This is a genomic window from Streptomyces broussonetiae (genome assembly GCF_009796285.1).
Lineage (GTDB): Bacteria > Actinomycetota > Actinomycetes > Streptomycetales > Streptomycetaceae > Streptomyces > Streptomyces broussonetiae.
This window is the reverse complement of the sequence record NZ_CP047020.1, coordinates 2,473,876-2,495,287: the sequence shown is the minus strand read 5'-3', so window position 1 is coordinate 2,495,287 and position 21,412 is coordinate 2,473,876. Positions and strand designations below refer to the sequence as shown.

General features: G+C 71.0%; 18 protein-coding genes and 1 pseudogene. 15 read left to right on the top strand and 4 right to left on the bottom strand.

Annotated elements, in window-relative coordinates; genetic code table 11:
- Positions 1-72 precede the first annotated feature (72 nt).
- Positions 73-1,266, top strand: a complete 1,194-nt coding sequence (locus GQF42_RS11515) for an acyl-CoA dehydrogenase family protein (protein WP_158919536.1) — start codon at positions 73-75, stop codon at positions 1,264-1,266.
- Between the two features lie 37 nt (positions 1,267-1,303).
- Here the strand turns inward: GQF42_RS11515 and GQF42_RS11510 are convergent, their stop codons facing one another.
- Together GQF42_RS11510 and GQF42_RS11505 are read right to left on the bottom strand one after the other, a co-directional pair.
- On the bottom strand, positions 1,304-1,741 hold the full coding sequence (locus GQF42_RS11510) for a cell division protein SepF (RefSeq protein WP_158919535.1): 438 nt from the start codon (positions 1,739-1,741) through the stop codon (positions 1,304-1,306).
- A 330-nt stretch (positions 1,742-2,071) separates the two neighbouring features.
- Complete coding sequence (locus tag GQF42_RS11505) at positions 2,072-3,010, bottom strand: ABC transporter substrate-binding protein (protein WP_199272649.1); 939 nt, start codon at positions 3,008-3,010, stop codon at positions 2,072-2,074.
- A gap of 422 nt (positions 3,011-3,432) precedes the next feature.
- Here GQF42_RS11505 and GQF42_RS11500 point away from each other — a divergent pair, with 422 nt between their 5' ends.
- The 10 genes from GQF42_RS11500 to GQF42_RS11455 all read left to right on the top strand — a co-directional run bounded on the left by GQF42_RS11500 (position 3,433) and on the right by GQF42_RS11455 (position 16,642).
- Complete coding sequence (locus GQF42_RS11500; RefSeq protein ID WP_158919534.1) at positions 3,433-4,290, top strand: amino acid ABC transporter permease; 858 nt, start codon at positions 3,433-3,435, stop codon at positions 4,288-4,290.
- Positions 4,287-6,044, top strand: coding sequence for an FAD/NAD(P)-binding protein (locus tag GQF42_RS11495; protein ID WP_158919533.1), 1,758 nt, complete (start codon positions 4,287-4,289; stop codon positions 6,042-6,044). Before GQF42_RS11500 ends, GQF42_RS11495 begins: the two co-directional genes overlap by 4 nt.
- 32 nt (positions 6,045-6,076) lie before the next feature.
- On the top strand, positions 6,077-6,838 hold the full coding sequence (locus tag GQF42_RS11490) for an amino acid ABC transporter ATP-binding protein (protein WP_158919532.1): 762 nt from the start codon (positions 6,077-6,079) through the stop codon (positions 6,836-6,838).
- 178 nt (positions 6,839-7,016) lie between these two features.
- Positions 7,017-7,886, top strand: a complete 870-nt coding sequence (locus GQF42_RS11485) for an LLM class flavin-dependent oxidoreductase (RefSeq protein WP_233273326.1) — start codon at positions 7,017-7,019, stop codon at positions 7,884-7,886.
- Positions 7,883-8,686, top strand: coding sequence for an LLM class flavin-dependent oxidoreductase (locus GQF42_RS11480; protein ID WP_158919530.1), 804 nt, complete (start codon positions 7,883-7,885; stop codon positions 8,684-8,686). Before GQF42_RS11485 ends, GQF42_RS11480 begins: the two co-directional genes overlap by 4 nt.
- Positions 8,687-8,725: 39 nt before the next feature.
- Positions 8,726-9,505 carry a DUF1684 domain-containing protein gene (locus GQF42_RS11475; protein ID WP_158919529.1) on the top strand — a complete coding sequence of 260 codons (780 nt, stop codon included), beginning with the start codon at positions 8,726-8,728 and terminating at the stop codon, positions 9,503-9,505.
- A gap of 210 nt (positions 9,506-9,715) precedes the next feature.
- Positions 9,716-10,615, top strand: coding sequence for a S1 family peptidase (locus GQF42_RS11470; protein ID WP_158919528.1), 900 nt, complete (start codon positions 9,716-9,718; stop codon positions 10,613-10,615).
- Between the two features lie 323 nt (positions 10,616-10,938).
- On the top strand, positions 10,939-12,021 hold the full coding sequence (locus tag GQF42_RS11465; RefSeq protein ID WP_158919527.1) for a S1 family peptidase: 1,083 nt from the start codon (positions 10,939-10,941) through the stop codon (positions 12,019-12,021).
- Positions 12,022-12,242: 221 nt separating this feature from the next.
- Complete coding sequence (locus GQF42_RS11460) at positions 12,243-15,671, top strand: DNA polymerase III subunit alpha (protein WP_158930034.1); 3,429 nt, start codon at positions 12,243-12,245, stop codon at positions 15,669-15,671.
- Positions 15,668-16,642: a DNA polymerase Y family protein gene (locus GQF42_RS11455; protein WP_158919526.1), complete on the top strand. Its 975-nt coding sequence runs from the start codon at positions 15,668-15,670 to the stop codon at positions 16,640-16,642. Before GQF42_RS11460 ends, GQF42_RS11455 begins: the two co-directional genes overlap by 4 nt.
- Positions 16,643-16,652: 10 nt before the next feature.
- Here GQF42_RS11455 and GQF42_RS11450 read toward each other — a convergent pair whose 3' ends face one another.
- Positions 16,653-16,985 (bottom strand): cupin domain-containing protein, encoded by a 333-nt coding sequence (locus GQF42_RS11450; protein WP_233273325.1) that lies wholly within the window; start codon positions 16,983-16,985, stop codon positions 16,653-16,655.
- 165 nt (positions 16,986-17,150) lie between these two features.
- Here GQF42_RS11450 and GQF42_RS11445 point away from each other — a divergent pair, with 165 nt between their 5' ends.
- Positions 17,151-18,014 (top strand): esterase/lipase family protein, encoded by an 864-nt coding sequence (locus GQF42_RS11445; protein ID WP_158919525.1) that lies wholly within the window; start codon positions 17,151-17,153, stop codon positions 18,012-18,014.
- A 50-nt stretch (positions 18,015-18,064) separates the two neighbouring features.
- On the opposite strand, the gene GQF42_RS11440 is transcribed toward GQF42_RS11445, so the two are convergent.
- On the bottom strand, positions 18,065-19,078 hold the full coding sequence (locus GQF42_RS11440; RefSeq protein ID WP_158919524.1) for a lytic polysaccharide monooxygenase auxiliary activity family 9 protein: 1,014 nt from the start codon (positions 19,076-19,078) through the stop codon (positions 18,065-18,067).
- Positions 19,079-19,240: 162 nt separating this feature from the next.
- Here GQF42_RS11440 and GQF42_RS45830 point away from each other — a divergent pair.
- The 3 genes and pseudogenes from GQF42_RS45830 to GQF42_RS11430 all read left to right on the top strand — a co-directional run.
- Positions 19,241-19,497, top strand: a pseudogene (locus GQF42_RS45830) (maleylpyruvate isomerase N-terminal domain-containing protein); the annotation flags it as partial.
- 324 nt (positions 19,498-19,821) lie between these two features.
- Complete coding sequence (locus GQF42_RS11435; RefSeq protein WP_158919523.1) at positions 19,822-20,823, top strand: acyl-CoA desaturase; 1,002 nt, start codon at positions 19,822-19,824, stop codon at positions 20,821-20,823.
- A gap of 113 nt (positions 20,824-20,936) precedes the next feature.
- Positions 20,937-21,395, top strand: coding sequence for a GNAT family N-acetyltransferase (locus GQF42_RS11430; protein ID WP_158919522.1), 459 nt, complete (start codon positions 20,937-20,939; stop codon positions 21,393-21,395).
- The last annotated feature ends 17 nt before the right edge of the window (positions 21,396-21,412 follow it).

The window sequence follows — 21,412 nt, the reverse complement described above, 5'->3', positions numbered from 1 at the left end:
GGACGGTGCGCCGTAACGTCGGCCGCAAAATGTGACTAGCGCTGCTAGTTTTCTTGTGCCGGAGGGTGTCTCATGTCCGCGTCACCGAAGTTGCCCGCCTTCGATCCCGCCGACCCGCTCGGGATCGACGACCTGCTGGAACCGGAGGACCTGGCCGTCCGGGACACGGTCCGCAGCTGGGCCGCCGACCGTGTGCTGCCGTACGTCGCCGACTGGTACGAGAAGGGCGAGCTGCCCGGTATCCGCGAACTCGCGCGTGAACTCGGCTCCATCGGCGCCCTCGGCATGTCCCTGACCGGATATGGCTGCGCGGGCGCGACGGCCGTGCAGTACGGCCTGGCCTGCCTGGAGCTGGAGGCGGCGGACTCGGGCATCCGGTCCCTGGTCTCCGTGCAGGGCTCGCTCGCCATGTACGCGATCCACCGGTTCGGCAGCGAGGAGCAGAAGCAGCAGTGGCTGCCGCGCATGGCGGCCGGGGAGGTGATCGGCTGCTTCGGGCTCACCGAGCCCGACATCGGATCCGACCCCGCCGCCATGCGCACCCACGCCAAGCGCGACGGCGGGGGAGACTGGGTGTTCAACGGGCGCAAGATGTGGATCACCAACGGCTCAGTCGCCGGCGTGGCCGTCGTCTGGGCGCAGACCGAGGACGGCATCCGCGGCTTCGTCGTCCCGACCGACAGCCCCGGCTTCTCCGCGCCCGAGATCAAGCACAAGTGGTCGCTGCGTGCCTCGGTCACCAGCGAACTGGTCCTGGACGACGTACGGTTGCCCGCAGACGCCGTACTCCCGGAGGTCACCGGACTGCGCGGTCCGCTCAGCTGTCTGTCCCACGCCCGCTACGGCATCGTCTGGGGCGCGATGGGCGCGGCCCGCAGCAGCTTCGAGGCGGCCCTCGACTACGCGAAGTCCCGGGAGCAGTTCGGGCGGCCCATCGGCGGCTTCCAGCTCACCCAGGCCAAGCTCGCCGACATGGCGGTCGAACTGCACAAGGGGATCCTGCTCGCCCACCATCTGGGGCGGCGGATGGACGCCGGCCGCCTGCGCCCCGAGCAGGTCAGCTTCGGCAAGCTCAACAACGTCCGCGAGGCCATCGAGATCTGCCGTACGGCGCGGACGATCCTCGGTGCCAACGGGATCTCCCTCGAATACCCCGTGATGCGGCACGCGACCAACCTGGAGTCGGTGCTCACCTACGAGGGCACCGTCGAGATGCACCAGCTCGTGCTGGGCAAGGCGCTCACCGGGCTCGACGCCTTCCGGTGAGCCCCTTCGTGAGGCAGGGCCGGTGAGCGGCCCTGCCTCAGCTCTGGTTGAAGAATCCGTCCTCGCGGCGCGCGGCCGGCTCACCGCTGACGATCTCGGTGTTGGCCGGCGTCAGCAGGAAGACCCGGGTCGCCACCCGCTCGATCGTGCCCCGCAGACCGAAGGTCAGCCCCGCCGCGAAGTCCACCACGCGCTTGGCGTCGGCGGGCTCCATCGCCGTGAGGTTCATGATCACCGGGACGCCCTCCCGGAACAGCTCGCCGATGGCGCGGGCGTCCCGGAAGCTGTCCGGGGTGACCGTGCCGATCCGGCGGCCACTCTCCTCGGCCGTGTCCGTGGCCACCTTCACCCGGGGGTCCGTGACCCAGGCGTCCCCGGACTCCGTGCCCTCGGAGTACTCGTCGTCGTAATAACGCTCGTCATCGTTGTCGTCGACGAGGCCGAGCCACGCACTCGCCTTGCGTACCGATCCCATGGACGCCTCCTCTCACAGCGGTGTTTCTGCTTTCCGCATCCCTATGGTCATCCATGATGCGGACGGCGCGCCAAGTGGATAGACGCCGCGCGGGGGGTTTGTGACGGTACTGGTGCACAGGCGATCCGTCGAGAGCCCTTGTGTCTCAAGGGTCACGACTCGTATGGCTGCTGACTGAGAGTGAAATATGATCGTCGGCGGCGGATGGGTGATCGGCGCCGCGTACGGGTGAACCCCCAAACCGGATGGATGCGCAGGTGGGCAGGGACCGCACGGTCTTGACGAGGGGTCAGATCGTGACAGAACAGGAACATGACGCCACGTCGGGTGCTAGCTCTTCAGTTCCGGCGGGCTGATCCGGGACTCCACGATGGCCGAGCCCGTCGTACCCCACTTGTCGAGGATCCTGCCGTAGGTCCCGTCGGACAGAAGCCTGTTCACCGCCGCCTGGAAGGCAGGCGCCAGTTTCGTGCCCTTCTTGAAGGCGAAGCCCACGTCCAGGCGGTGGAACTTGCCCAGGAACTTCACGCCCGGCTGGTGGGCCACCGCGTAGCGCAGGCCGTTGATCGTGGACATCACGACGTCGCTGCGGCCCTGCTGCACCGAGGACCACATCGCGCTCTGGTCGGCGTACGTCTGCACCTGGTACGCCTTCCTGCCCGCGTCGGCGCACACGTGCTTGTTCTCCTCCAGCGTGGCCTCGAAGGTCGTGCCGGCGGTGGTCGCGACGTTCAGGCCGCACAACTGCTTCAGATCGGTGATCCCGGACAGCTTGCTGTCCTTGCGGGCGGCGAAGCCCTGGCCGTCGTTGATGTACGTGACGAAGTCGACGGTCCTGCGGCGTTCGTCCGTGACGCCGAAGTTGCTTGCGCCGAAGTCGTACTTGCCGCTGTCCAGGGCCGGCAGGATCGCCTCGAAGCTTGCCTGTTCCACCTTCAGCCTGATGCCGAGCACCTTGGCGACGGCCTTGGTGAAGTCGACGTCCTGGCCGGTCAGTGTCCTGCCGTCGGAGAGATAGGTGGTGCCGGGCGGGGTGCCGCCGACGCTGATCGCGACGGTGAGGCTCGTGGTGCCGGCGGGCAGCAGCCGCGCGGCCGCCTCGTCCTTCCTCTCGGCCGAGACGACATCCGTGGTGGGCACCTCGTCGGACCCGGCCGCGACCCCGGACGCGTCCGTCCCGCCCGGGCCGGTCGAGCCGGAGCCGCAGGCGGTGAGGAACAGGGTGGCCGACGTGATCATGGCAAAGGGAAGCATAAGACGCGAACGCATCGGACAGCGGTCTCCTGTGAGCGGCGAGGCACGAAAGCGCGAGGGGAGGGGTGCGCGTGTGAAGGCGTACGGAAAGGGGTGGAGCAAAGAGAGGGAGAACGCGAATACGCCTGCTCCAGAAGCAGGCGTGCGCAGGGGGTCAGCTCAACAGGAACAGGACCACACGCGACCGAAGTCGATGTGGGAGCGGGTGACCAGCCACTGCTGTGGATGCATGGGGCAAGTGGAACAGGCATCCGGTTCCGCGTCAACTGACTTGAGACGTACGGCTCACAGTATGGACAGCCTTGACAGTGCGGGGAAATGCCCACGTACTCTCGGGGGACGGCCCTGCTGAGGGGCTCGGCCGTGTCCGCGCCGCGCCGCGCGCCCCGTGTGAAGGCACCACTTTCCGACGATTCCACGCGTCACGGAGCCTTCGCATGTCATCCGACACCCTCGCCAAAGCCCCCACCGCGCCCGGGACACCCCGGCCCGCGGACGTCCCGCGGATCGTCCCGCGGCGCCGGTACGGGCAGTGGGCCGCCGCAGTTGCCGTCCTCGTCCTGCTCGCCCTCGCGGTCACCTCCGTCGTCCGCAACCAGGCGTTCCAATGGGGCGTCGTAGCCGACTACTTCACCACGGACTCCATCCTGCGCGGACTGTGGCTCACGCTGTGGCTGACCGCCGTGGTCATGGTCCTCGGCTTCGCCCTCGGCACCCTGCTCGCCGCCTTCCGCCTGTCCGCCAACCCCGTGCTGCGGGCGGTGAGCTGGGGCTACGTCTGGCTGTTCCGCTCGATCCCGATCCTGGTGCAGCTGCTGCTGTGGTTCAACATCGGTGCGCTGTATCCGCAGGTGTTCGGCGTGAGGACCGTCAACCTGCTCACCCCGGTCGCCGTCGCGATCGTCGGGCTCACCCTGCACGAGGCCGCCTTCGCCGCCGAGGTCGTACGGGCCGGCATCCTCTCCGTGGAACGCGGGCAGATCGAGGCCGCCCAGGCGCTCGGCCTGAGTCGCCGGCGCCGCTGGTGGCGGATCGTCCTGCCGCAGGCGATGCGCTCCATCGTGCCGCCCGCCGGCAACATGCTGATCGGCACCCTCAAGGGCACCTCGATCGTCAGCATCATCGCCGTCAACGACCTGTTGTTCTCCGCCCAGCTGGTCTACCACCGCACCTATCAGGTCATCCCGCTGCTGATGGTCGCGACCCTCTGGTACGCCGTCGTCACCTCGCTGCTCGGCCTCGGCCAGGCCTGCGTCGAGAAGTACTACGCACGCGGCACGGAGAGCACCCGATGAGGCCGCAGCTGGTGATCGTGGGAGCCGGGCCGCGGGGGACCGGACTCCTGGAGCGGATCGCCGCCAACGCGCCCGAGCTGTACGCCGGCACGGGCCTGGACATCCATCTGGTCGACCCCCACCCGCCGGGCGGCGGGCGCATCTGGCGCCAGGCGCAGTCGCCGCTGCTGTGGATGAACTCGCGGGCCGAGGACGTCACCATGTTCACCGACGAGACCGTGACCATGGACGGCCCGGTGCGCAAGGGCCCCACCCTGCACGAATGGGCCGGACTGCACGGCGCCACCTTCGCCGACCGCCGGCTCCAGGGCCGCTATCTGCGCTGGGTGTACGAGCGCGCGCTGGCCGACCTGCCCGAGGGCGTCACCGTGCACCACCATCCCCGGCGCGCCCTGCGGATCAGCGGTCCGCGCGAGGGCCGTCAGCAGGTGTGGCTGGAAGGCCACCCACGTCCTCTCCTGGCCGACCTGGTGATCCTGGCCCTCGGCCATCTCGACGCCGAACTCCACGCGGACCAGGCGGAGTTGGCCGCCCATGCCCACGAGCACGGCCTGGTGCACCTGCCGCCCGACTTCACCGCCGACACCGACCTGTCCCCGCTGCGGCCCGGCGAACCGGTGCTCGTGCGCGGCTTCGGGCTGGCCTTCGTCGACCTGATGGTGCTGCTCACCGAGGGGCGCGGCGGGCGGTACGAGGGGGACGCCTACGTTCCCTCGGGGCGTGAGCCGGTACTGTACGTCGGCTCGCGGCGCGGGGTGCCGTACCACTCGAAGATCGGCTACGACTGGACCGGTGACCGGCCCCCGTTGCCCCGCTTCTTCGGGCCCGCCGAGGTCGAGGAGCTGCTGGCCCGGCCGGCCGGCTTCGACTTCCGGCGCGATGTGTGGCCGCTGGTGGAGAAGGAGCTGGGCTTCGCCCACTACCACCGGCTGTTCACGGCCCACCCGGAGCGTACGGCGATGGCCCTGGCCGACTTCGAGGAGAAGTACGCGGCCGCCGCCGGCCCCGCCGAGACCCGGGCGCTGGTCACCGCCGCCGTACCCGACCCGGCCGACCGGCTCGACCTCACCGCGCTCGACCACCCGCTGCAGGGGATGCGCTACGCGTCGCACGAGGCGTTCCAGGACGGGCTGCGCGCCTATGTCGAGGACGACCTGAACCGGCGTCATGACCATTCGTACAGCGCCGACCTGGGGGTCTTCCTCGGGCTGCTGTCCGTCTACGGGCAGATCGTGCGGCTCGGGGGCGCCGGGTCCTGGTGGCACGGGTTCTTCAGCTACCTGGCGTCCGGGCCGCCCGGGCCCCGGCTGCGGCAGATGCTCGCGCTGTCCCGGGCCGGTCTGCTCAGGTTCGTCGGGGCCGACATGAGCGTCACCGCCGAGGACGGGGTGTTCCGGGCCACCAGCCCCACCGTGCCGGGCTTCCGCGTCGAGGCGAGGGCGCTGGTGGAGGCCCGGCTGCCCGCGCCCACCGTCGGGCGGGCCCGCGACGACCTGCTGCGCGACCTGCACGCCGACGGTGCCGCCGAGACCCCCGAGGGGCTGCTCCGGGTCGACCCGGGCGACGGCCGCGTCCTCGACGGAGCCGGGCGCCCGCATCCCCGGCGCTTCGCGCTCGGCCCGTACACCGACGCCCGTACCCCGGGCGCCTTCACCCGGCCGCACACCGGCGGGCCCGCGTTCCGGCAGAACGACGCGACCGCCCGGTCGGTGCTGGGCTTCCTGCGAAGCCTGGCCGGCCGGGCCGCCGCCTGACCCGACTTCCGAGACCAGTAAGGGAATCGTCTATGAGTGTCATGGTCGACATCCGGTCCGTGCACAAGAGCTTCGGCTCGCTCGACGTCCTCAGAGGCATCGATCTGACGGTGCACGCCGGTGAGGTCACCGTCGTGCTCGGGCCCTCCGGCTCCGGCAAGTCGACGCTGCTGCGCACCATCAACCACCTGGAGAAGGTGGACCGGGGCGAGATCAGCGTGGACGGCGCGCTGCTGGGATACCGGCGCGCCGGGGACAAGCTGTACGAGCTGCCCGAGCGCGAGGTGCTCCGGCAGCGCACCCGGATCGGGTTCGTCTTCCAGAACTTCAACCTCTTTCCCCACCTCACGGTCCTCGACAACGTCGTCGAGGCCCCGGTGTCCGCGCTGAGACGGCCCCGGAAGGAAGCGGCGGCGGACGCGCGCCGGCTGCTGGAGCGGGTCGGGCTGGGGGACAGGGCCGAGGCCTATCCACGGCAGTTGTCGGGCGGGCAGCAGCAACGGGTGGCCATCGCACGGGCGCTCGCGCTGGAGCCCAAGCTGCTGTTGTTCGACGAGCCGACCTCGGCCCTCGATCCGGAGCTGGTCGGTGAAGTCCTCGATGTCATACGGGACTTGGCCGACCGGGGCACGACGATGATCGTCGTCACGCACGAGATCGCGTTCGCGCGGGAGGTCGCCGACACGGTGGTGTTCATGGCCGACGGAAGGATCGTCGAACAGGGGCCGCCGGGCGAGGTGCTGGACCGGCCGAGGCACGAGCGGACACGGGCGTTTCTCTCGAAGGTGCTGTGAGGGTGGGCGCGGTGGTGAGGTGCGGTGGGTCCGGTCGCGGCGGTCTCGTATGCGACGGCCTCGTATGCGGCGGTCTCGTATGCGGTGCGTCCGTCGACGGCGGGTTCGCCGGCGGTGTGCTCGGCGCCGCTGGGGCGTGTTGTCGTGGTTGCTCGCCGTCGTGGCGGGACGGGGTCCGGTGAGCGCGCGGTACGCCCGGGGGCTGCTGCATCTCGCCGCCGGTATCGACCAGGCGGGCTCCTTCGACGCCGACTCCTATCTCGAGCTGGCCCTGCTCGCCGAGCGCGGCGGGCTGGACTTCGTGACGTTGGACGACTGCTGCGGCCGGCTCGGGCCCGACGCGCTCGATGTGCTGTGCCGGGTGGCGCCCGCGACCAGGCGGCTCGGCCTCGTCCCGACGGTCACCGCCACCCCCACCGAGTCCTTCCGGGCGCGGGCGGCCATGGCGACGCTGGACTGGGTCAGCCGTGGCCGGGCCGGCTGGCGGATCGACGTGTCCGCCGAGGTGTGGGACGGCTGGGCACCGCCGCAGGGCCATCCCGTCCGCGTGGTCGACGCCACCGAGGAACACGGCCGTACCGTCGCCGCCCGCTACGCGGACGTGGCTCTGGTGCGCGCTGTCACCGCGGAGCGGGCCGCCGCGGTCCGTGACGAACTGCGCGCGCGGGCGGCCGAGTCGGGGCGCGGGCCGGATGCGCTGCGGGTCCTGGCGAGCCTGCTGATCGACCTCGGCGCCGGGGAGTACGCGGCCGAGCCCGGACACGGCGGGGGAGGGCCACGGCCGACCGCGCGGGGCCCGCTGTACCGGGGTGGCCCGGTCGACCTCGCGGAGCTGCTCGCAGCCTGGCACGCCGACGGCGCCGCCGACGGCTTCCATCTCGTGCCCGTCGAACCGCGCCGTGACCTGGAGCGGCTCGTCAACGGCACGGTGGCACTGCTTCAGCACCGTGGCCTGTTCCGCACCTTCTATCCGGGCAGCACCCTGCACGACCATCTCGGCCTGGCCCGGCCCGCCCACCAGTACGCCGTGACCGGGGGAACGTCATGACCGTACGGTGGCGGCAGGTGCATCTGGCGGTGCGGGTACCGGCCGCCGCCGACACCACCGGCGTCGACTTCTCCGGTTTCGAGCGCCTTGCCCGTGTCGCCGAGCGCGGGCTGTTCGACTTCCTGCTGTTCGACGCGGGCCCGGTGGGCCGGCCGGAGCCGATCGCCCTGCTGAACGCTCTCGCCGGGGTCACCGCCCGGGTGGGACTGGCCGCAGCCGTGGGCGGCACGGGCGGTGAGCCGTACGAACTCGCCCGCAGGCTGGCCACCCTGGACCACCTGAGCGCGGGCCGGGCGGGGTGGCTGGAGGGGGCCTGGACGGCTGCCGGGGTGCCGGACGGGGCCGGGCTGCCCCGCTGCCCGCAGGGGCGGCCCGTGGTGATCCGGGCCGGGGAGGGCGAGCGGGCCCTGGCGGCGGCGGTGGCGTCGGCCGACGTGATGGTCGTGCCGCACCGGCCCCTGGCGGCGTCCCGCGCCCGGTACGCCGACGTCAAGCGGCGGCTCGTGGCGTACGGCCGCGCGCCCGAGGAACTGAAGGTCCTGGCCGGGGTGAGCGTGGGACTCGGGGGCACCGCCGGTGAGGCGTCTTTCGTGGGTACCCCTGAGGCCGTCGCCGACGCTCTGCACTCCTATGTCCGCGAGGGAGCCGTCGACGGGTACGTGCTCGCCGCCCATGAGGTGGAGGAGTTCGTGGACCGAGTGGTGCCGTTGCTCCAGGAACGCGGTGCGTTCCGTGTGGAATACGCGGGCACCACGCTTCGCTCGCATCTCGGGGTACCCCACCCGGAAGGGGTCTTTTGATGAGTGACGGGTTGCCGACCGGCGAAAGGGATGGATGGTATGGCTGACGCCCACGACGCGTGGAAGCAGTGGCACGAGCGGCGCGTGGAGGACGTCTCGGCGCCCTACGGGCCGCTCGCGCTGACCGCCACACACTGGGTCGAGGACTTTCCGGAGGGTCGACTTCCGGACATTCCCGGGAGCTGGGTGGCGCACGACGACGGGATTGTGCTCACCGCCACCGGCGCCGACGGGCTGACCGTGGACGGCCGGCCCTTCTCCGGTGGCGTCCACCTCGCCGCCGACCTCGGGCCGCAGGCCGAGTCCCGGGTCGCGTTCGGTGGGAAGCGGTTGGTGGTGCTGGTCCGTGAAGGGGTCTGGGGAGTGCGGATCTTCGATCCCGCGTCCGCGGGCCGGCGCGCCTTCGGCGGCATCGACGCCACCCCCTACGATCCGCGCTGGTCGGTGCCGGGGCGGTTCACACCGTACGACGGCACGCGCACCGTGCGGGTCGGCAACGCCGACGGGCGGGAGCGGGGGCTCGCCCTCGCCGGTGAACTCGCCTTCATCCTGGCCGGGCGCGAGCTGACGCTTCAGGTCGCGCGGCAGGGCGACGGGGCGCTGTGGGCGGTGTTCGCCGACGCCACCAGCGGTGACACCAGCTTCCGGTTCCGGTTCCTGCACCCGGCCGCGCCGGACGGCGAGGGCCGTACGACCGTCGACTTCAACCACGCCCAACTTCCGCCCTGCGCCTTCGCCGACCACTTCATCTGCCCCTTCCCGCCGCCCGGCAACACGCTGGACCTGGCCGTCGAGGCGGGTGAGCGCGGGGTGAGATGACGTCAGGGCAGTGATGGGCAAAGGGGATTCCAAGTCGACCTAAAGTCCGACGGCCGAAAGGCACTCTTGTGGCAACCGGTCGTTCGGCCGAATACTCCCCCTCAGCGCTTGTCAGGGGCATGCGTGGCACGGGATCCGGTCGCGTCCCTGACTGCGCCTCACGGGCCCCACCCCACGCGGGCCCCCGACTTCCCTTGGAGGGAACGAAACGTGAGGATCAAGCGCACCACTCCCCGCAGCGGCACTGTCAGACGGACCCGGCTGATCGCCGTGGCCACCGGCTTCCTCGCCGCGGCTGCGTTCGCCGCCCCCACCGCGAACGCGAGCGACGCCCACACGTTCAGCGCGACCCAGCTCACCAAGGCGAGCGACTCCGTCCGGCAGGCCGACGTACCCGGTACCGCCTGGGCGGTGGACAGCAAGACCGGGCGTGTCGTGGTCACCGCCGACAGCACCGTGTCCCAGGCCGGGATCGCCAGGATCAAGCGGCAGGCCGGTGCCGAGGCGGGCGCGCTCACCATCAAGCACACGCCGGGCAAGTTCAACAAGCTGATCAGCGGCGGTGACGCCATCTACGGCGGCCAGTACCGCTGCTCGCTCGGCTTCAACGTGCACAGCGGCAGCACCTACTACTTCCTCACCGCCGGTCACTGCGGTCAGGTGGCCTCCACCTGGTACAGCAACTCCGGTCACAGCACGGTGCTCGGCACCAACGTCGGCTACAGCTTCCCGGGCAATGACTTCGCGCTGGTGCGGTACACCAACTCCTCGATCGCGCACCCGAGTTCGGTGGGCAGTCAGTCCATCACGAGCGCGGCCACACCGTCCGTGGGGACGACCGTCTACCGGCGCGGTTCCACCACCGGTACGCACAGCGGGCGGGTCACGGCGCTGAACGCCACCGTCAACTACGGCAGCGGGGACATCGTCTCCGGGCTGATCCAGACCACGGTCTGCGCCGAGGGCGGCGACAGCGGTGGTCCGCTGTACGGCGGGTCCGTGGCGTACGGGCTGACCTCCGGTGGCAGTGGCGACTGCACCTCCGGTGGTACGACGTTCTTCCAGCCGGTCACCGAGGCGTTGAGCTACTACGGGGTGACGCTGCCGTAGCGGTTTCGGATGTCGGTTTTCCCGGGCCCCCGTACGCCTCGTGCGTGCGGGGGCTTCGTACGGCGCGTTGCGTCTGGTTTCGGCCAGCGGTTGTCGTCACGCTCCGGCGTGGGCCGCGTGCACCTGGTGTTTGCAATGTGAATTTCCAGGCGTGACCGTGGTCGGTCAAGAGTGTGGGGGTGCGCAAGCCCTCTCTGCGCGCGTCCTGAAGTCAACCTTGTGTACTCCCTGTGACCTTGGGAAGAGTGGGCGCTCGTCAACCAGCCTTCCGGCCCGTCGAGTCCCCACGACGCGCGGGCCATCCCCCCACAGGAGGACGTGAGTTGAAGCACCGACGCATATCCGGGCGACGGGCCGCCGTGGCCGGCGCGGGCATCGCCGCACTGATCGTCGCGGGTCTCACCTTGCAGAATGCGAACGCCAGCGAGCCGGTGAAGTCCGCTCCGCAGGCGCGGGTCCTGTCCGCTCCGGCGGCTGGAAATCTCGCCTCTACGCTGCTGAGCCGGCTCGGCTCCGGCGCGGCAGGCAGCTACTACGACGCTCGGGCCAGGAGCCTTGTCGTCAACGTGCTCGATCGGAGTGCTGCCCGGACCGTCGAGGCGGCCGGCGCCAGGGCGAGACTCGTCGCCCACTCGCTCGCCCAGCTCGACGGCGCGCGTTCCACGCTCAAGAAGGACGCGACCATCGCCGGGACGTCGTGGGCGACCGACCCCGTCAGCAACAAGGTCGTCGTCACCGCCGACAGGACCGTCTCCCGCGCCGAGTGGGCCAAGCTGGGCAAGGTCGTGCAGGGGCTCGGCGGCAGGGCGGAGCTGACGCGGTCGAAGGGGGAGTTCAAGCCCTTCATCGCCGGCGGTGACGCGATCAGCGGCTCGGGCGGGCGCTGCTCGCTCGGCTTCAACGTGGTCAAGGGCGGACAGCCGTACTTCCTGACCGCAGGGCACTGCACCTCGGCCATCTCCACCTGGTCGGACTCCAGCGGCAAGGAGATCGGGCAGAACGCCGAGTCGCACTTCCCGGGCACCGACTTCGGGCTCGTGAAGTACACGGCGGATGCGGATCATCCGAGCGAGGTCGACCTCTACGACGGGTCCACGCAGAAGATCACCGGGGCCGCGGAGGCGACTGTGGGGATGAAGGTGACCCGCAGCGGGTCGACCACCCATGTGCACGACGGGACGGTCACCGGGCTGAACGCCACCGTGAACTACCAGGAGGGGACCGTCAGCGGGCTCATCCAGACCGATGTGTGCGCCGAGCCCGGTGACAGCGGCGGGTCGCTGTTCTCCGGGAGCGACGCCATCGGGCTGACCTCCGGTGGCAGTGGTGACTGCACCTCCGGCGGGGAGACGTTCTTCCAGCCCGTCACCGCCGCGCTGTCCGCCACCGGGGCGCAGATCGGCTGAGTTTCTCCGTGGCGCCGGCCCCGTCCTCGCGTGTGCGGGGGCGGGGTTTCGCGTGATCACGATGCCCGCCCGGGCCCGAGCTTCCAGGGGCAGGGGCGCCGTCGACGGGCGGGTGTTTGCGCAGGTGAGGGGCGACCGAATGGATGTCGTACAGATGTTCGGGAATGGAGGTATGGTGGGGGTGGAAGTAGGGAACTGATGTTCGAGTGCGGGAGGTGCGTGTGCCGGGCTTCGCGCATCTGCACACCGTCTCCGGGTTCTCCCTGAGGTATGGGGCATCCCATCCGGAGCGGCTGGCCGAGCGCGCCTCGGAGCGGGGCATGGATGTGCTTGCCCTCACGGATCGTGACACCGTCGCGGGGGCGGTGCGCTTCGCCAAGGCCTGTGCGCGGGTGGGGGTGCGTCCGGTCTTCGGGGTGAATCTCGCCGTGCAGGAGGCCGACGCCCCGCTGCGGGAGCGCCGGCGGGCGCCGGTGCGGGGCGGGGCCTTTGTCGATGAGGCGGCCCCCCGTGTGACCTTTCTTGCGCGTGACGGTGCCCGGGGATGGGGTGAGCTGTGCCGGCTCGTCACCGCTGCGCATGCGGGGACGGCCGCTGCGCCGCTGCTGACCTGGCACGACAACCACGGGGACGGACTCGTGGCGCTGCTCGGACCCGGGTCCGACGTGGGGCGGGCTCTTGCCGCGGGGCGTCCCGACCGGGCCGCCAGGCTGCTTGTTCCCTGGCGTGAGATCCATGGGGACGCCCTGCGGCTGGAGGCTGTCTGGCATGGGTGTGCGGGGACGGGGGACGGTTCTTTGCGGCTTGCCGCCCGGACGGTCGGCTTCGCCGCCGAGCAGGGGGTGCGGCCGGTGCTGACCAATGCCGTTCGGTACGCCGATCCCGGGCTGGGGCCCGTCGCCGATGTGCTGGATGCCGCCCGGCGGCTTGTTCCGATCGATCCGAGGAAGGGCCTGGACTCCGGGGAAGCCTGGCTCAAGGGCGCGGGGGACATGCTGCGGGCCGCCGAGCGAGTGGTGGAGGCCGCCGGGTATCGGCGGGACACCGCTCATCGGCTGCTGGAGCAGACCGTGGAGACCGCCGCCGAGTGCCTGGTCGACCCCGAGGACGATCTCGGCATCGGGACGGTTCATTTTCCCGAGGCCCATCTCGTGGGTGCCGGACGGCGGACCGCTCAGCGGGCCCTTGCCTCACGGGCCGTGGCGGGGATGGTGCGGCTCGGGTACGGCGGGCGGCGTGCGTACTGGGAGCGGATGCACCAGGAGCTGGACATCATCGACCATCACGGGTTCGCCTCCTATTTCCTGACGGTTTCCCAAGTCGTCGATGACGTACGGAAGATGGGGATCCGGGTGGCCGCCCGAGGGTCGGGGGCCGGATCTCTCGTCAACCATCTGCTGGGGATCGCGCATGCCGATCCCGTCGAGCACGGGCTGCTGATGGAGCGCTTCCTGTCCAGGGAGCGTGTGGTGCTGCCCGACATCGACATCGATGTGGAGTCCGCCCGGCGGATCGAGGTGTACCGGGCGATCATCGGGCGGTTCGGCGAGGAGCGGGTTGCCACCGTTGCCATGCCGGAGACCTATCGGGTGCGGCATGCCATCCGGGACGCGGGTGCCGCCCTGTCGATGGATCCGGCCGAGATCGACCGGGTCGCCAAGTCCTTTCCGCACATTCGGGCCCGGGATGCGCGAGCCGCCCTGGAGGAACTGCCCGAGCTGCGGCAACTGGCAGGGGAGAAGGAGCGGTTCGGGCGGCTGTGGGACTTGGTCGAGGCGCTGGACGCCCTGCCGCGCGGGGTCGCCATGCATCCGTGCGGGGTGCTGTTGTCCGACGCCTCGCTTCTTGCCCGTACGCCGGTGGTCCCGACCAGCGGCGAGGGACTGCCGATGTCGCAGTTCGACAAGGAGGACGTGGAGGACCTCGGGCTGCTCAAGCTCGATGTGCTGGGGGTGCGGATGCAGTCGGCCATGGCGCACGCCGTCGCCGAGGTGGCACGGGCGACCGGCGAGCGGATCGATCTGGATGCGGTGCCGGCGGGGGATCCGCAGACGTACCGGTTGATTCGTTCGGCCGAGACGCTGGGGTGCTTCCAGATCGAGTCGCCCGGCCAGCGGGATCTGGTGGGGCGGCTGCAGCCGAGCACCTTTCATGATCTCGTCGTGGACATCTCGCTGTTCCGGCCCGGGCCCGTCGCCGCCGACATGGTACGGCCGTTCATCGAGGCGCGGCACGGGCGGGCGCCGGTGCGCTATCCCCATCCGGATCTGGAAGGGCCGTTGAAGGGGACGTACGGCGTCGTCGTCTTCCATGAGCAGATCATCGACATCGTCGCCATCATGACCGGGTGCGGGCGGGGCGAGGCCGACCGGGTGCGGCGGGGGCTGTCGGATCCGGAGTCGCAGGGGCGGATCAGGGTGTGGTTCGCGCAGCAGGCCGCGACCCGGGGATACGGGGCGGAGACGATCCGGCGGACCTGGGAGATCGTGGAGGCCTTCGGGTCGTACGGGTTCTGCAAGGCGCATGCCGTCGCCTTCGCCGTGCCGACCTATCAGTCGGCCTGGCTGAAGGCCCATCATCCGGCCGCCTTCTACGCCGGGCTGCTCACGCATGACCCGGGGATGTATCCCAAGCGGCTGCTGCTGGCCGATGCGCGGCGGCGCGGGGTGCCGATCCTGCCGTTGGACGTGAACGTGTCCGGGGTAGCCCATCGGATCGAACTGGTGTCTGATTCGGATGGGTGGGGGCTGCGGCTTGCCCTGTCCGATGTGCACGGCATCAGCGAGGCCGAGGCGAAGAGGATCGAGGACGGGCAGCCGTATGCCTCGCTGCTCGACTTCTGGGAGCGGGCCCGGCCGAGCCGGCCGCTTGCCCAACGGCTCGCCCAGGTGGGTGCGTTGGATTCCTTCGGCGCCAACCGGCGTGACCTGCAACTGCACTTGACCGAGCTGCACCGGGGCGCCCGGAGCGGCGGCGGGGGCCAGCTTCCGTTGACGGGCGGACGCGAGACCGCTCCGGCCGGGCTGCCCGACCTCACCTCGGCCGAGCGGCTCAGCGCCGAGCTGGGCGTGCTGTCCATGGACGCCTCGCGCAATCTGATGGACGACCACCGGGAGTTCCTCGAGGAACTGGGCGTGGTCTCCGCGCGCCGGCTGCGTGAGGTACGGCACGGGGAGACCGTGCTGGTCGCGGGCGCCAAGGCGGCCACCCAGACCCCGCCGATCCGCTCCGGCAAGCGGGTCATCTTCTCCACGCTGGACGACGGCACGGGCCTGGTCGACCTCGCCTTCTTCGACGACTCGCACGACGCCTGCGCCCACACCGTCTTCCACTCCTGGCTGCTGCTGGTGCGCGGAGTGGTGCAGAGACGTGGTCCGCGCAGCCTGAGTGTGGTGGGCTCCGCCGCCTGGAACCTCGCCGAACTGGCCGAACTGCGTGCCGAGGGCGGTCTGGACGTGGTGGCCGCGCGGCTCGCGGAGCCGGTGGCCGAGGGGGCGGGTGACGACGCCACGGGTGGGCGGCGGATCCATATGCCCACCGGATACGCGATGCACCCGTGGGCCGATCTGCGGCCCGCGGGGCAGGAGGCCTCACAAGGGCCTGCGGCCGTAAGGAAGTTGTGGCACCAGAGTCCGGGGAGTGCGGGATGACCATCCTCTGCGTACGTTTCCAGCTGCCGCCGATGTACGAGGCGGCCCTGCCGGGACTGCTCGGACTGCTGGAGGACTTCACCCCCGTGGTCGAGGCGCTGCCCCCGGACGGGGTGCTGGCCGATCTGCGCGGTGCCGAGCGGTACTTCGGACGCAGCGCCGTCGAACTGGCCTCGGTGATCCGGGTACGGGCCCTCGCACGGTACGGCGTCGACTGTGTGATCGGCGCCGGCCCGGGGCCGATGCTGGCCCGTATGGCGCTGCGCGACGCCCGGCCCGGGGTGACCTGCACCGTGCCCGAAGACCCGGACGGCATCGCGGAGTTCCTCGCCGGGCGGCCGGTGTCCGCGCTGCCCGGCGTAGGCGCGGCGACCGCCCGCACCCTGGGCGAGTACGGCCTGGACACCCTGGGGCTGGTCGCCGCCGCGCCGCTGTCCACGCTCCAGCGGCTGATCGGCGCGAGGGCGGGCCGTGAGCTGCGGGAGAGGGCCGGCGGCATCGATCGTGGCCGGGTGGTGCCGAATGCCGTGTCGCGCTCCCTGGCGGCCGAACGCCCCTTTGGCCTCGACGAGTTGAACCCCGACCGGCATCGCAGGGCGTTGTTGTCGGCCTCCGAGGAGCTGGGCGCCCGGCTGCGCGCGGTGGAGAAGGTCTGCCGCACCCTCACGCTCACCGTGCGCTACGCCGACTCCTCCTCGACCACCCGCAGCCGCACGCTGAAGGAGCCGACCGCGCACTCGTCGGCCCTGACGAAGGTCGCCTACGGCATGTACGAGGCGCTCGGCCTCCAGCGTGCCCGGGTCCGCGCGATCGCCCTGCGCGCCGAGGGACTGGCCCCCGCCGACCAGGCCTCCTACCAGCTCACCTTCGACCCCGTGGACGAGAAGGCCCGCCGCATCGAGGAGGTCGCGGACCGCGCGCGGGCGAAGTTCGGCCCCAGGGCGGTGATCCCGGGGGCGCTGGCGGCCTGACTCCGTCCGGTCATGCGTCCATGCGCCGGTCGGCCCATGGCGGGACGATGCGGGTGCCGTCGGCCGGCTCGGCCTCCGGGCCGATGGGGGTGGCGCCCCGGGAGATCGCCGTGTGACCGGTCGGCTTCTCCACCGTCAACGCCGCACCGGGGTCGATGATCACCGTGTCGCCCGCGCCGATGCGTTCGGTCCGGCCGTCGAGGGTGATCAGCAGTTCGCCCATGGACCGATGGAAGATCTCCTCGCGGTCGACGGTGCGGGCCGGTGCCCCGGTGCCCGCCGGGATCTCCCCGCGCCCGACGCGGATCGCTCCCGAGGGCCCGATCGGGCCGCCTGGTGACATCGCGTCAGGTTTCAGTGGCGCTCTACTAGCACTGGAAGTTTTTACTGGCGCGTAACTTCACACTTGCACTACTCGCCCGTAACTTGACGAGTGAACAGCATCCTCGTGATCCGGATCACAGGGTAAGGCCGTCGCACCTCCCTTGAGCCGCAAGGAGATCACCCGATGCTGCCCTGGAAGCGAGTTCTCAGACCCCTGGCCGCGCTCCTGCTCACCGCCGCCGTCGCCGCCGTTCCCGCCGCCACCGCGCACGCTGCCGACAGCGCCCCGAGCAGCGGTTGGAACGACTATGCCTGCAAGCCTTCCGCCGCCCATCCCCGCCCGGTCGTCCTGGTGCACGGCACCCTGGGCAACTCGGTCGACAACTGGCTCTCCCTCGCCCCCTATCTGGAGACCCGCGGATACTGCGTCTTCTCCCTCGACTACGGCCAACTGCCCGGCGTCCCCGTCTTCTACGGCCTCGGCCCCATCGACAAGTCGGCCGAGCAGCTGTCCGCCTTCGTCGACAAGGTGCTCACCGCGACCGGTGCCGCCAAGGCCGACCTCGTCGGCCACTCCCAGGGCGGCATGATGCCCCGCTACTACCTGAGGTTCCTCGGCGGCGCCGCCAAGGTGAACGCCCTCGTCGGGCTCGCCCCCGACAACCACGGCGCCACCCTCAGCGGCCTCACCAACCTGCTGCCGTACTTCCCCGGCGCCGCGGACCTGATCAAGGCCACCACCCCCGGCCTCGCCGACCAGATCCCCGGCTCCGACTTCCTCGCCAAGCTCAACGCGGGCGGCGACACCGTCCCCGGAGTGCACTACACGGTCATCGCCACCAAGTACGACGAGGTGGCCACGCCCTGGCAGAGTCAGTACCTGAGCGGCTCGGACGTCCACAACGTCCTGCTCCAGGACCTGTGCCCGCTCGACCTCTCCGAACACGTCGCGATCGGCCTGTTCGACCGCATCGCCTTCCACGAGGTGGCCAACGCGCTCGACCCGGCCCGTGCGAGCGCCACCAGCTGCGCGTCGGCCCTCAGCTGACGCGCGCCGGGGCCCGTCCGGCCTGAGCCGCCGGACAGGCCCCGGAACCCTCAACGGCGGCCGGTCGAGCGCCGCCGTACCGACAGGAACAGCGTGGCCGAGCCCAGCGCCAGCGCGCCCGCGCCGCCGAGTGCCAGGTAGGTGGTGCCGGTGGATGCGCCGGTCTCCGCCAGGTTCTGCGAAGTGCCGGCGGCCTCGGGCGCGTTGGGCGTGCCGGGCACGGGGGAGGAAGCGGTGGGCTGCCGGGCCGGTGAGCCGGTCGCGTCGCCGCCGTGGCCGTGGTGGCTCATCGTCGACCTGCCGGCACCGGCCGCGATCTGCTGGTCGGTGGGTGCGGAGGCGGCCGGGGCGGGGGCGGCTTTCGTGCTTCCCGCGCCTGCGGTGCCCCCTGCGCCTGCCGTGCCTGCCGTGCTTCCTGTGGTGCCGCCGAAGTCGACGTCCGAGCAGGAGTAGAACGCTTCCGGGCTGTCCGAGCGCTGCCAGATCGCATACAGCAACTGCTTGCCCGTGCGCTGCGCAAGCGTGCCCGAGAAGGTGTAGAACCCGCCCGAGGCGACCGGGTCGGTGGCCGTCGCCACGGGGTGCGCCAGATCCAGCTCGGACCAGGCCAGTGGCTTCGCCGGGTCGTAGCCGGGCTTGGTCAGGTAGACCGTGAAGGTGCCCTTGTGCTGGGCGGTGACCCGGTACTTGAAGGTGTACGACCCGCTGCGCACGCTCGTCGCCGGCCAGTCGGCGCGGGCCAGGTCGAGGCCCTTGAACTCCTCGTCGTTCGCGCTGCACAGCTTGCCGTCCGGGATCAACTGCTGGTGGCGGCCGGCCGCGTCGCCGATCCGGATGCCGTTCCAGTCGTACAGAGCCTGCGTGCCGCCGGCCGCCACGGCCGCCTTGCACGCGGCCGACCGGGGGTTCTCCGGCCCCTCCGCGTAGCACTGCGAGACCCGGCTGACCGGGTCGCCCATCGAACCGTGCGCGGACGCGGGAGCGGCGGCCAGCGCGGTCAGGGCGAGCGGCGGCAGACCGAGCAAGGCGACGGCGGCGGCCCTACGGCGGGCACGAGCGGGCATGCGGAACTCCTCGGAAGACGGCTTCGGCAGGCTGGATCCCGTGGGGGGGCGATCCGAAGCTAGCCCCAAGAAACCCTGAAATCGCCTGCTGAGGGCGGGTGGAGGGGATCCTTATGGTCCCGTTAAGGCCGGACTAACCGGGGGCTCAGGAAGAGGGGAGGGGACGCGGCGGCGGGAGCAGCCACACCGCGATCGGAACTGCTGGAACGATGGCGTGCCGGCCGAACCGCGGTGGCAGCGGCGCTGCATGACGTCCATGGGGCCATGGGTTTCCGTGGTACGGCTCGCAGCGGACCGCAGCGCTCATGGTGCCGCTTCGCCTGATGGAGACGTGGGCTCACGGACAGGACGTCTTCGACGCACTGGGCGTCTCACGCCGTCCCACGGCTCGGCTCCGGCATGTGGCGACGTTGGGAGTCACGGATGCGCAGAGCCGGCTCGATATCGCTCGCGTCTTCCTCTGAAGGGCGGCCGCGGGGGCGTCGAGGACGGCACAGGAGGGCGAGACCGGCGCCGCTGGTCCCCTCTGTCCCACGCCCCGCGAGGCCCAGCACCCGTGCCAGGGGCCGACGGAGATTCAGTCCCGTGACGTTCACGCCCTGGACATCCGCGACGACCTGCATGGATGCCGCCCGGTGCGATCGTGGGCCCGGGACCGCCGAGCGCGTTCGACAGCACACGGGCGCGCGATCCAGGTCGGTCCGGCGCCGGCTCCGAAGGGCTTGAGCGATGGCGAGGAACCCATGAACCCGAGCGACGTCGACCCTACCGAACAGACCGCTGTCGAACCCGACGCCGATGCCGTGGCCGGGGTCAGGCCACTGCTCGACGCCCCCCAGACGGCCGCGGCGGGGGTGGCCATGTGGATCTTCGTGGTCGGCCCGCCGATCTCCCTGATCGCCGTCGTGCCGTTCGTGTGGGGACGAGGGCTGTCCGCGCTGGACGCCGGCATGGCGGCCGTCGCCTACCTGGTGTCCGGCTTCGGCCTCACGGTGGGTTATCACCGCCTCTTCACGCACCGCTCGTTCAAGGCACGGCGGGGTCTGCGGATCGCCCTGGCCGTCGCGGGTTCGCTGGGGGTCGAGGGCTCGCCGGTCCAGTGGGTGGCGAACCACCGGCGCCACCACGCCTTCGCCGACCGCGAGGGCGACCCGCACTCGCCCTGGCGCTACGGGACCGACACACGCGCGCTGCTCAGGGGACTTCTGCACGCGCACATCGGGTGGATGCTCAAGCGCGAACTGAGCAACCGGGCCAGGTTCGCGCCCGACATCGCCGCCGATCCCGACCTGCGGCTCATCGGTCAGCTCTTCGGGCCACTGGTTGCCATGTCGCTCCTGGCCCCGGCACTGGTCGGCGGGTTCGTCACCGGCACCTGGACCGGAGCGCTGACCGGGTTCTTCTGGGCCGGCGTGATCCGGATGGCGCTGCTGCACCATGTCACCTGGTCGGTGAACTCCATCTGCCACGTCGCCGGCAGGCGCCCCTTCGCCGGCCGGGACAGGGCCACCAACTTCTGGCCGCTCGCACTGGTGTCCTTCGGTGAGAGCTGGCACAACTCACATCACGCCGATCCCACGGGCGCGCGCCACGGCGTGCTGCCGGGGCAGCTCGACCCGTCGGCCCGCCTCATCTGGGTGTTCGAGAAGCTCCGCTGGGTTCACGACGTACGCTGGCCGAGCGCGGAGCGTCTCAGCGCTCGGCTGCTGCCCGAGCCGGGTGCCCCGCACGGGTCCACGGGCTGACGGCGCTCGGACAACGCGTCGCCGCGGTTCCCGCGCCGACGGGACACCGTACGAGCCCGCCCCACCTTGCCGAGGAAGTGCTCGGACCGTGCTCGGGCAGATAGCGTGCGGTCATGATCGAAGAGGATCCGGAGCGGGTGCGCCCCGCTGTCGCCGACGACGTGCCGGTGGTGAAGGCCGTGACGGACGCGGCCTACCGCCCCTACATCGAGCGCATCGGTGTGGTGCCCGCGCCCATGGAGGCGGACCACATGGCAAACGTGGCCGCGGGCAGGGTGTTCGTCACCGGCGAGCCCGTCGGCGGGCTGGTCGTGATCGAGGCGCGCGCCGACCATCTCTTCCTGGACAGCATCGCCGTCCGTCCCGACGCCCATGGCACGGGCGTCGGACGGCGGTTGCTGCGGTTCGTCGAGGCACGCGCGCGTCAGCTGGGCCTCGGCGAGATCAGGCTCTACACGAACGCGATGATGTGGGAGAACCAGAAGATCTATCCCAAGTACGGTTACGAGGCCGTGCAACGGCGCGTCGACGGCCCCTACGACCGGATCCACTACCGCAAACGGCTGGACTGACACCGCGCCGGCCCGAG

Excerpts from the sequence above, each read along its gene's own strand:
- GQF42_RS11435 (WP_158919523.1), top strand. The coding sequence starts at position 19,822 with ATGAACCCGAGCGACGTCGACCCTACCGAACAGACCGCTGTCGAACCC.
- GQF42_RS11445 (WP_158919525.1), top strand. The coding sequence starts at position 17,151 with ATGCTGCCCTGGAAGCGAGTTCTCAGACCCCTGGCCGCGCTCCTGCTC.
- GQF42_RS11500 (WP_158919534.1), top strand. The coding sequence starts at position 3,433 with ATGTCATCCGACACCCTCGCCAAAGCCCCCACCGCGCCCGGGACACCC.
- GQF42_RS11495 (WP_158919533.1), top strand. The coding sequence starts at position 4,287 with ATGAGGCCGCAGCTGGTGATCGTGGGAGCCGGGCCGCGGGGGACCGGA.
- GQF42_RS11515 (WP_158919536.1), top strand. The coding sequence starts at position 73 with ATGTCCGCGTCACCGAAGTTGCCCGCCTTCGATCCCGCCGACCCGCTC.
- GQF42_RS11440 (WP_158919524.1), bottom strand. The coding sequence starts at position 19,078 with ATGCCCGCTCGTGCCCGCCGTAGGGCCGCCGCCGTCGCCTTGCTCGGT.
- GQF42_RS11480 (WP_158919530.1), top strand. The coding sequence starts at position 7,883 with ATGACCGTACGGTGGCGGCAGGTGCATCTGGCGGTGCGGGTACCGGCC.
- GQF42_RS11490 (WP_158919532.1), top strand. The coding sequence starts at position 6,077 with ATGAGTGTCATGGTCGACATCCGGTCCGTGCACAAGAGCTTCGGCTCG.
- GQF42_RS11505 (WP_199272649.1), bottom strand. The coding sequence starts at position 3,010 with ATGCGTTCGCGTCTTATGCTTCCCTTTGCCATGATCACGTCGGCCACC.
- GQF42_RS11455 (WP_158919526.1), top strand. The coding sequence starts at position 15,668 with ATGACCATCCTCTGCGTACGTTTCCAGCTGCCGCCGATGTACGAGGCG.
- GQF42_RS11430 (WP_158919522.1), top strand. The coding sequence starts at position 20,937 with ATGATCGAAGAGGATCCGGAGCGGGTGCGCCCCGCTGTCGCCGACGAC.
- GQF42_RS11510 (WP_158919535.1), bottom strand. The coding sequence starts at position 1,741 with ATGGGATCGGTACGCAAGGCGAGTGCGTGGCTCGGCCTCGTCGACGAC.
- GQF42_RS11450 (WP_233273325.1), bottom strand. The coding sequence starts at position 16,985 with ATGTCACCAGGCGGCCCGATCGGGCCCTCGGGAGCGATCCGCGTCGGG.
- GQF42_RS11475 (WP_158919529.1), top strand. The coding sequence starts at position 8,726 with ATGGCTGACGCCCACGACGCGTGGAAGCAGTGGCACGAGCGGCGCGTG.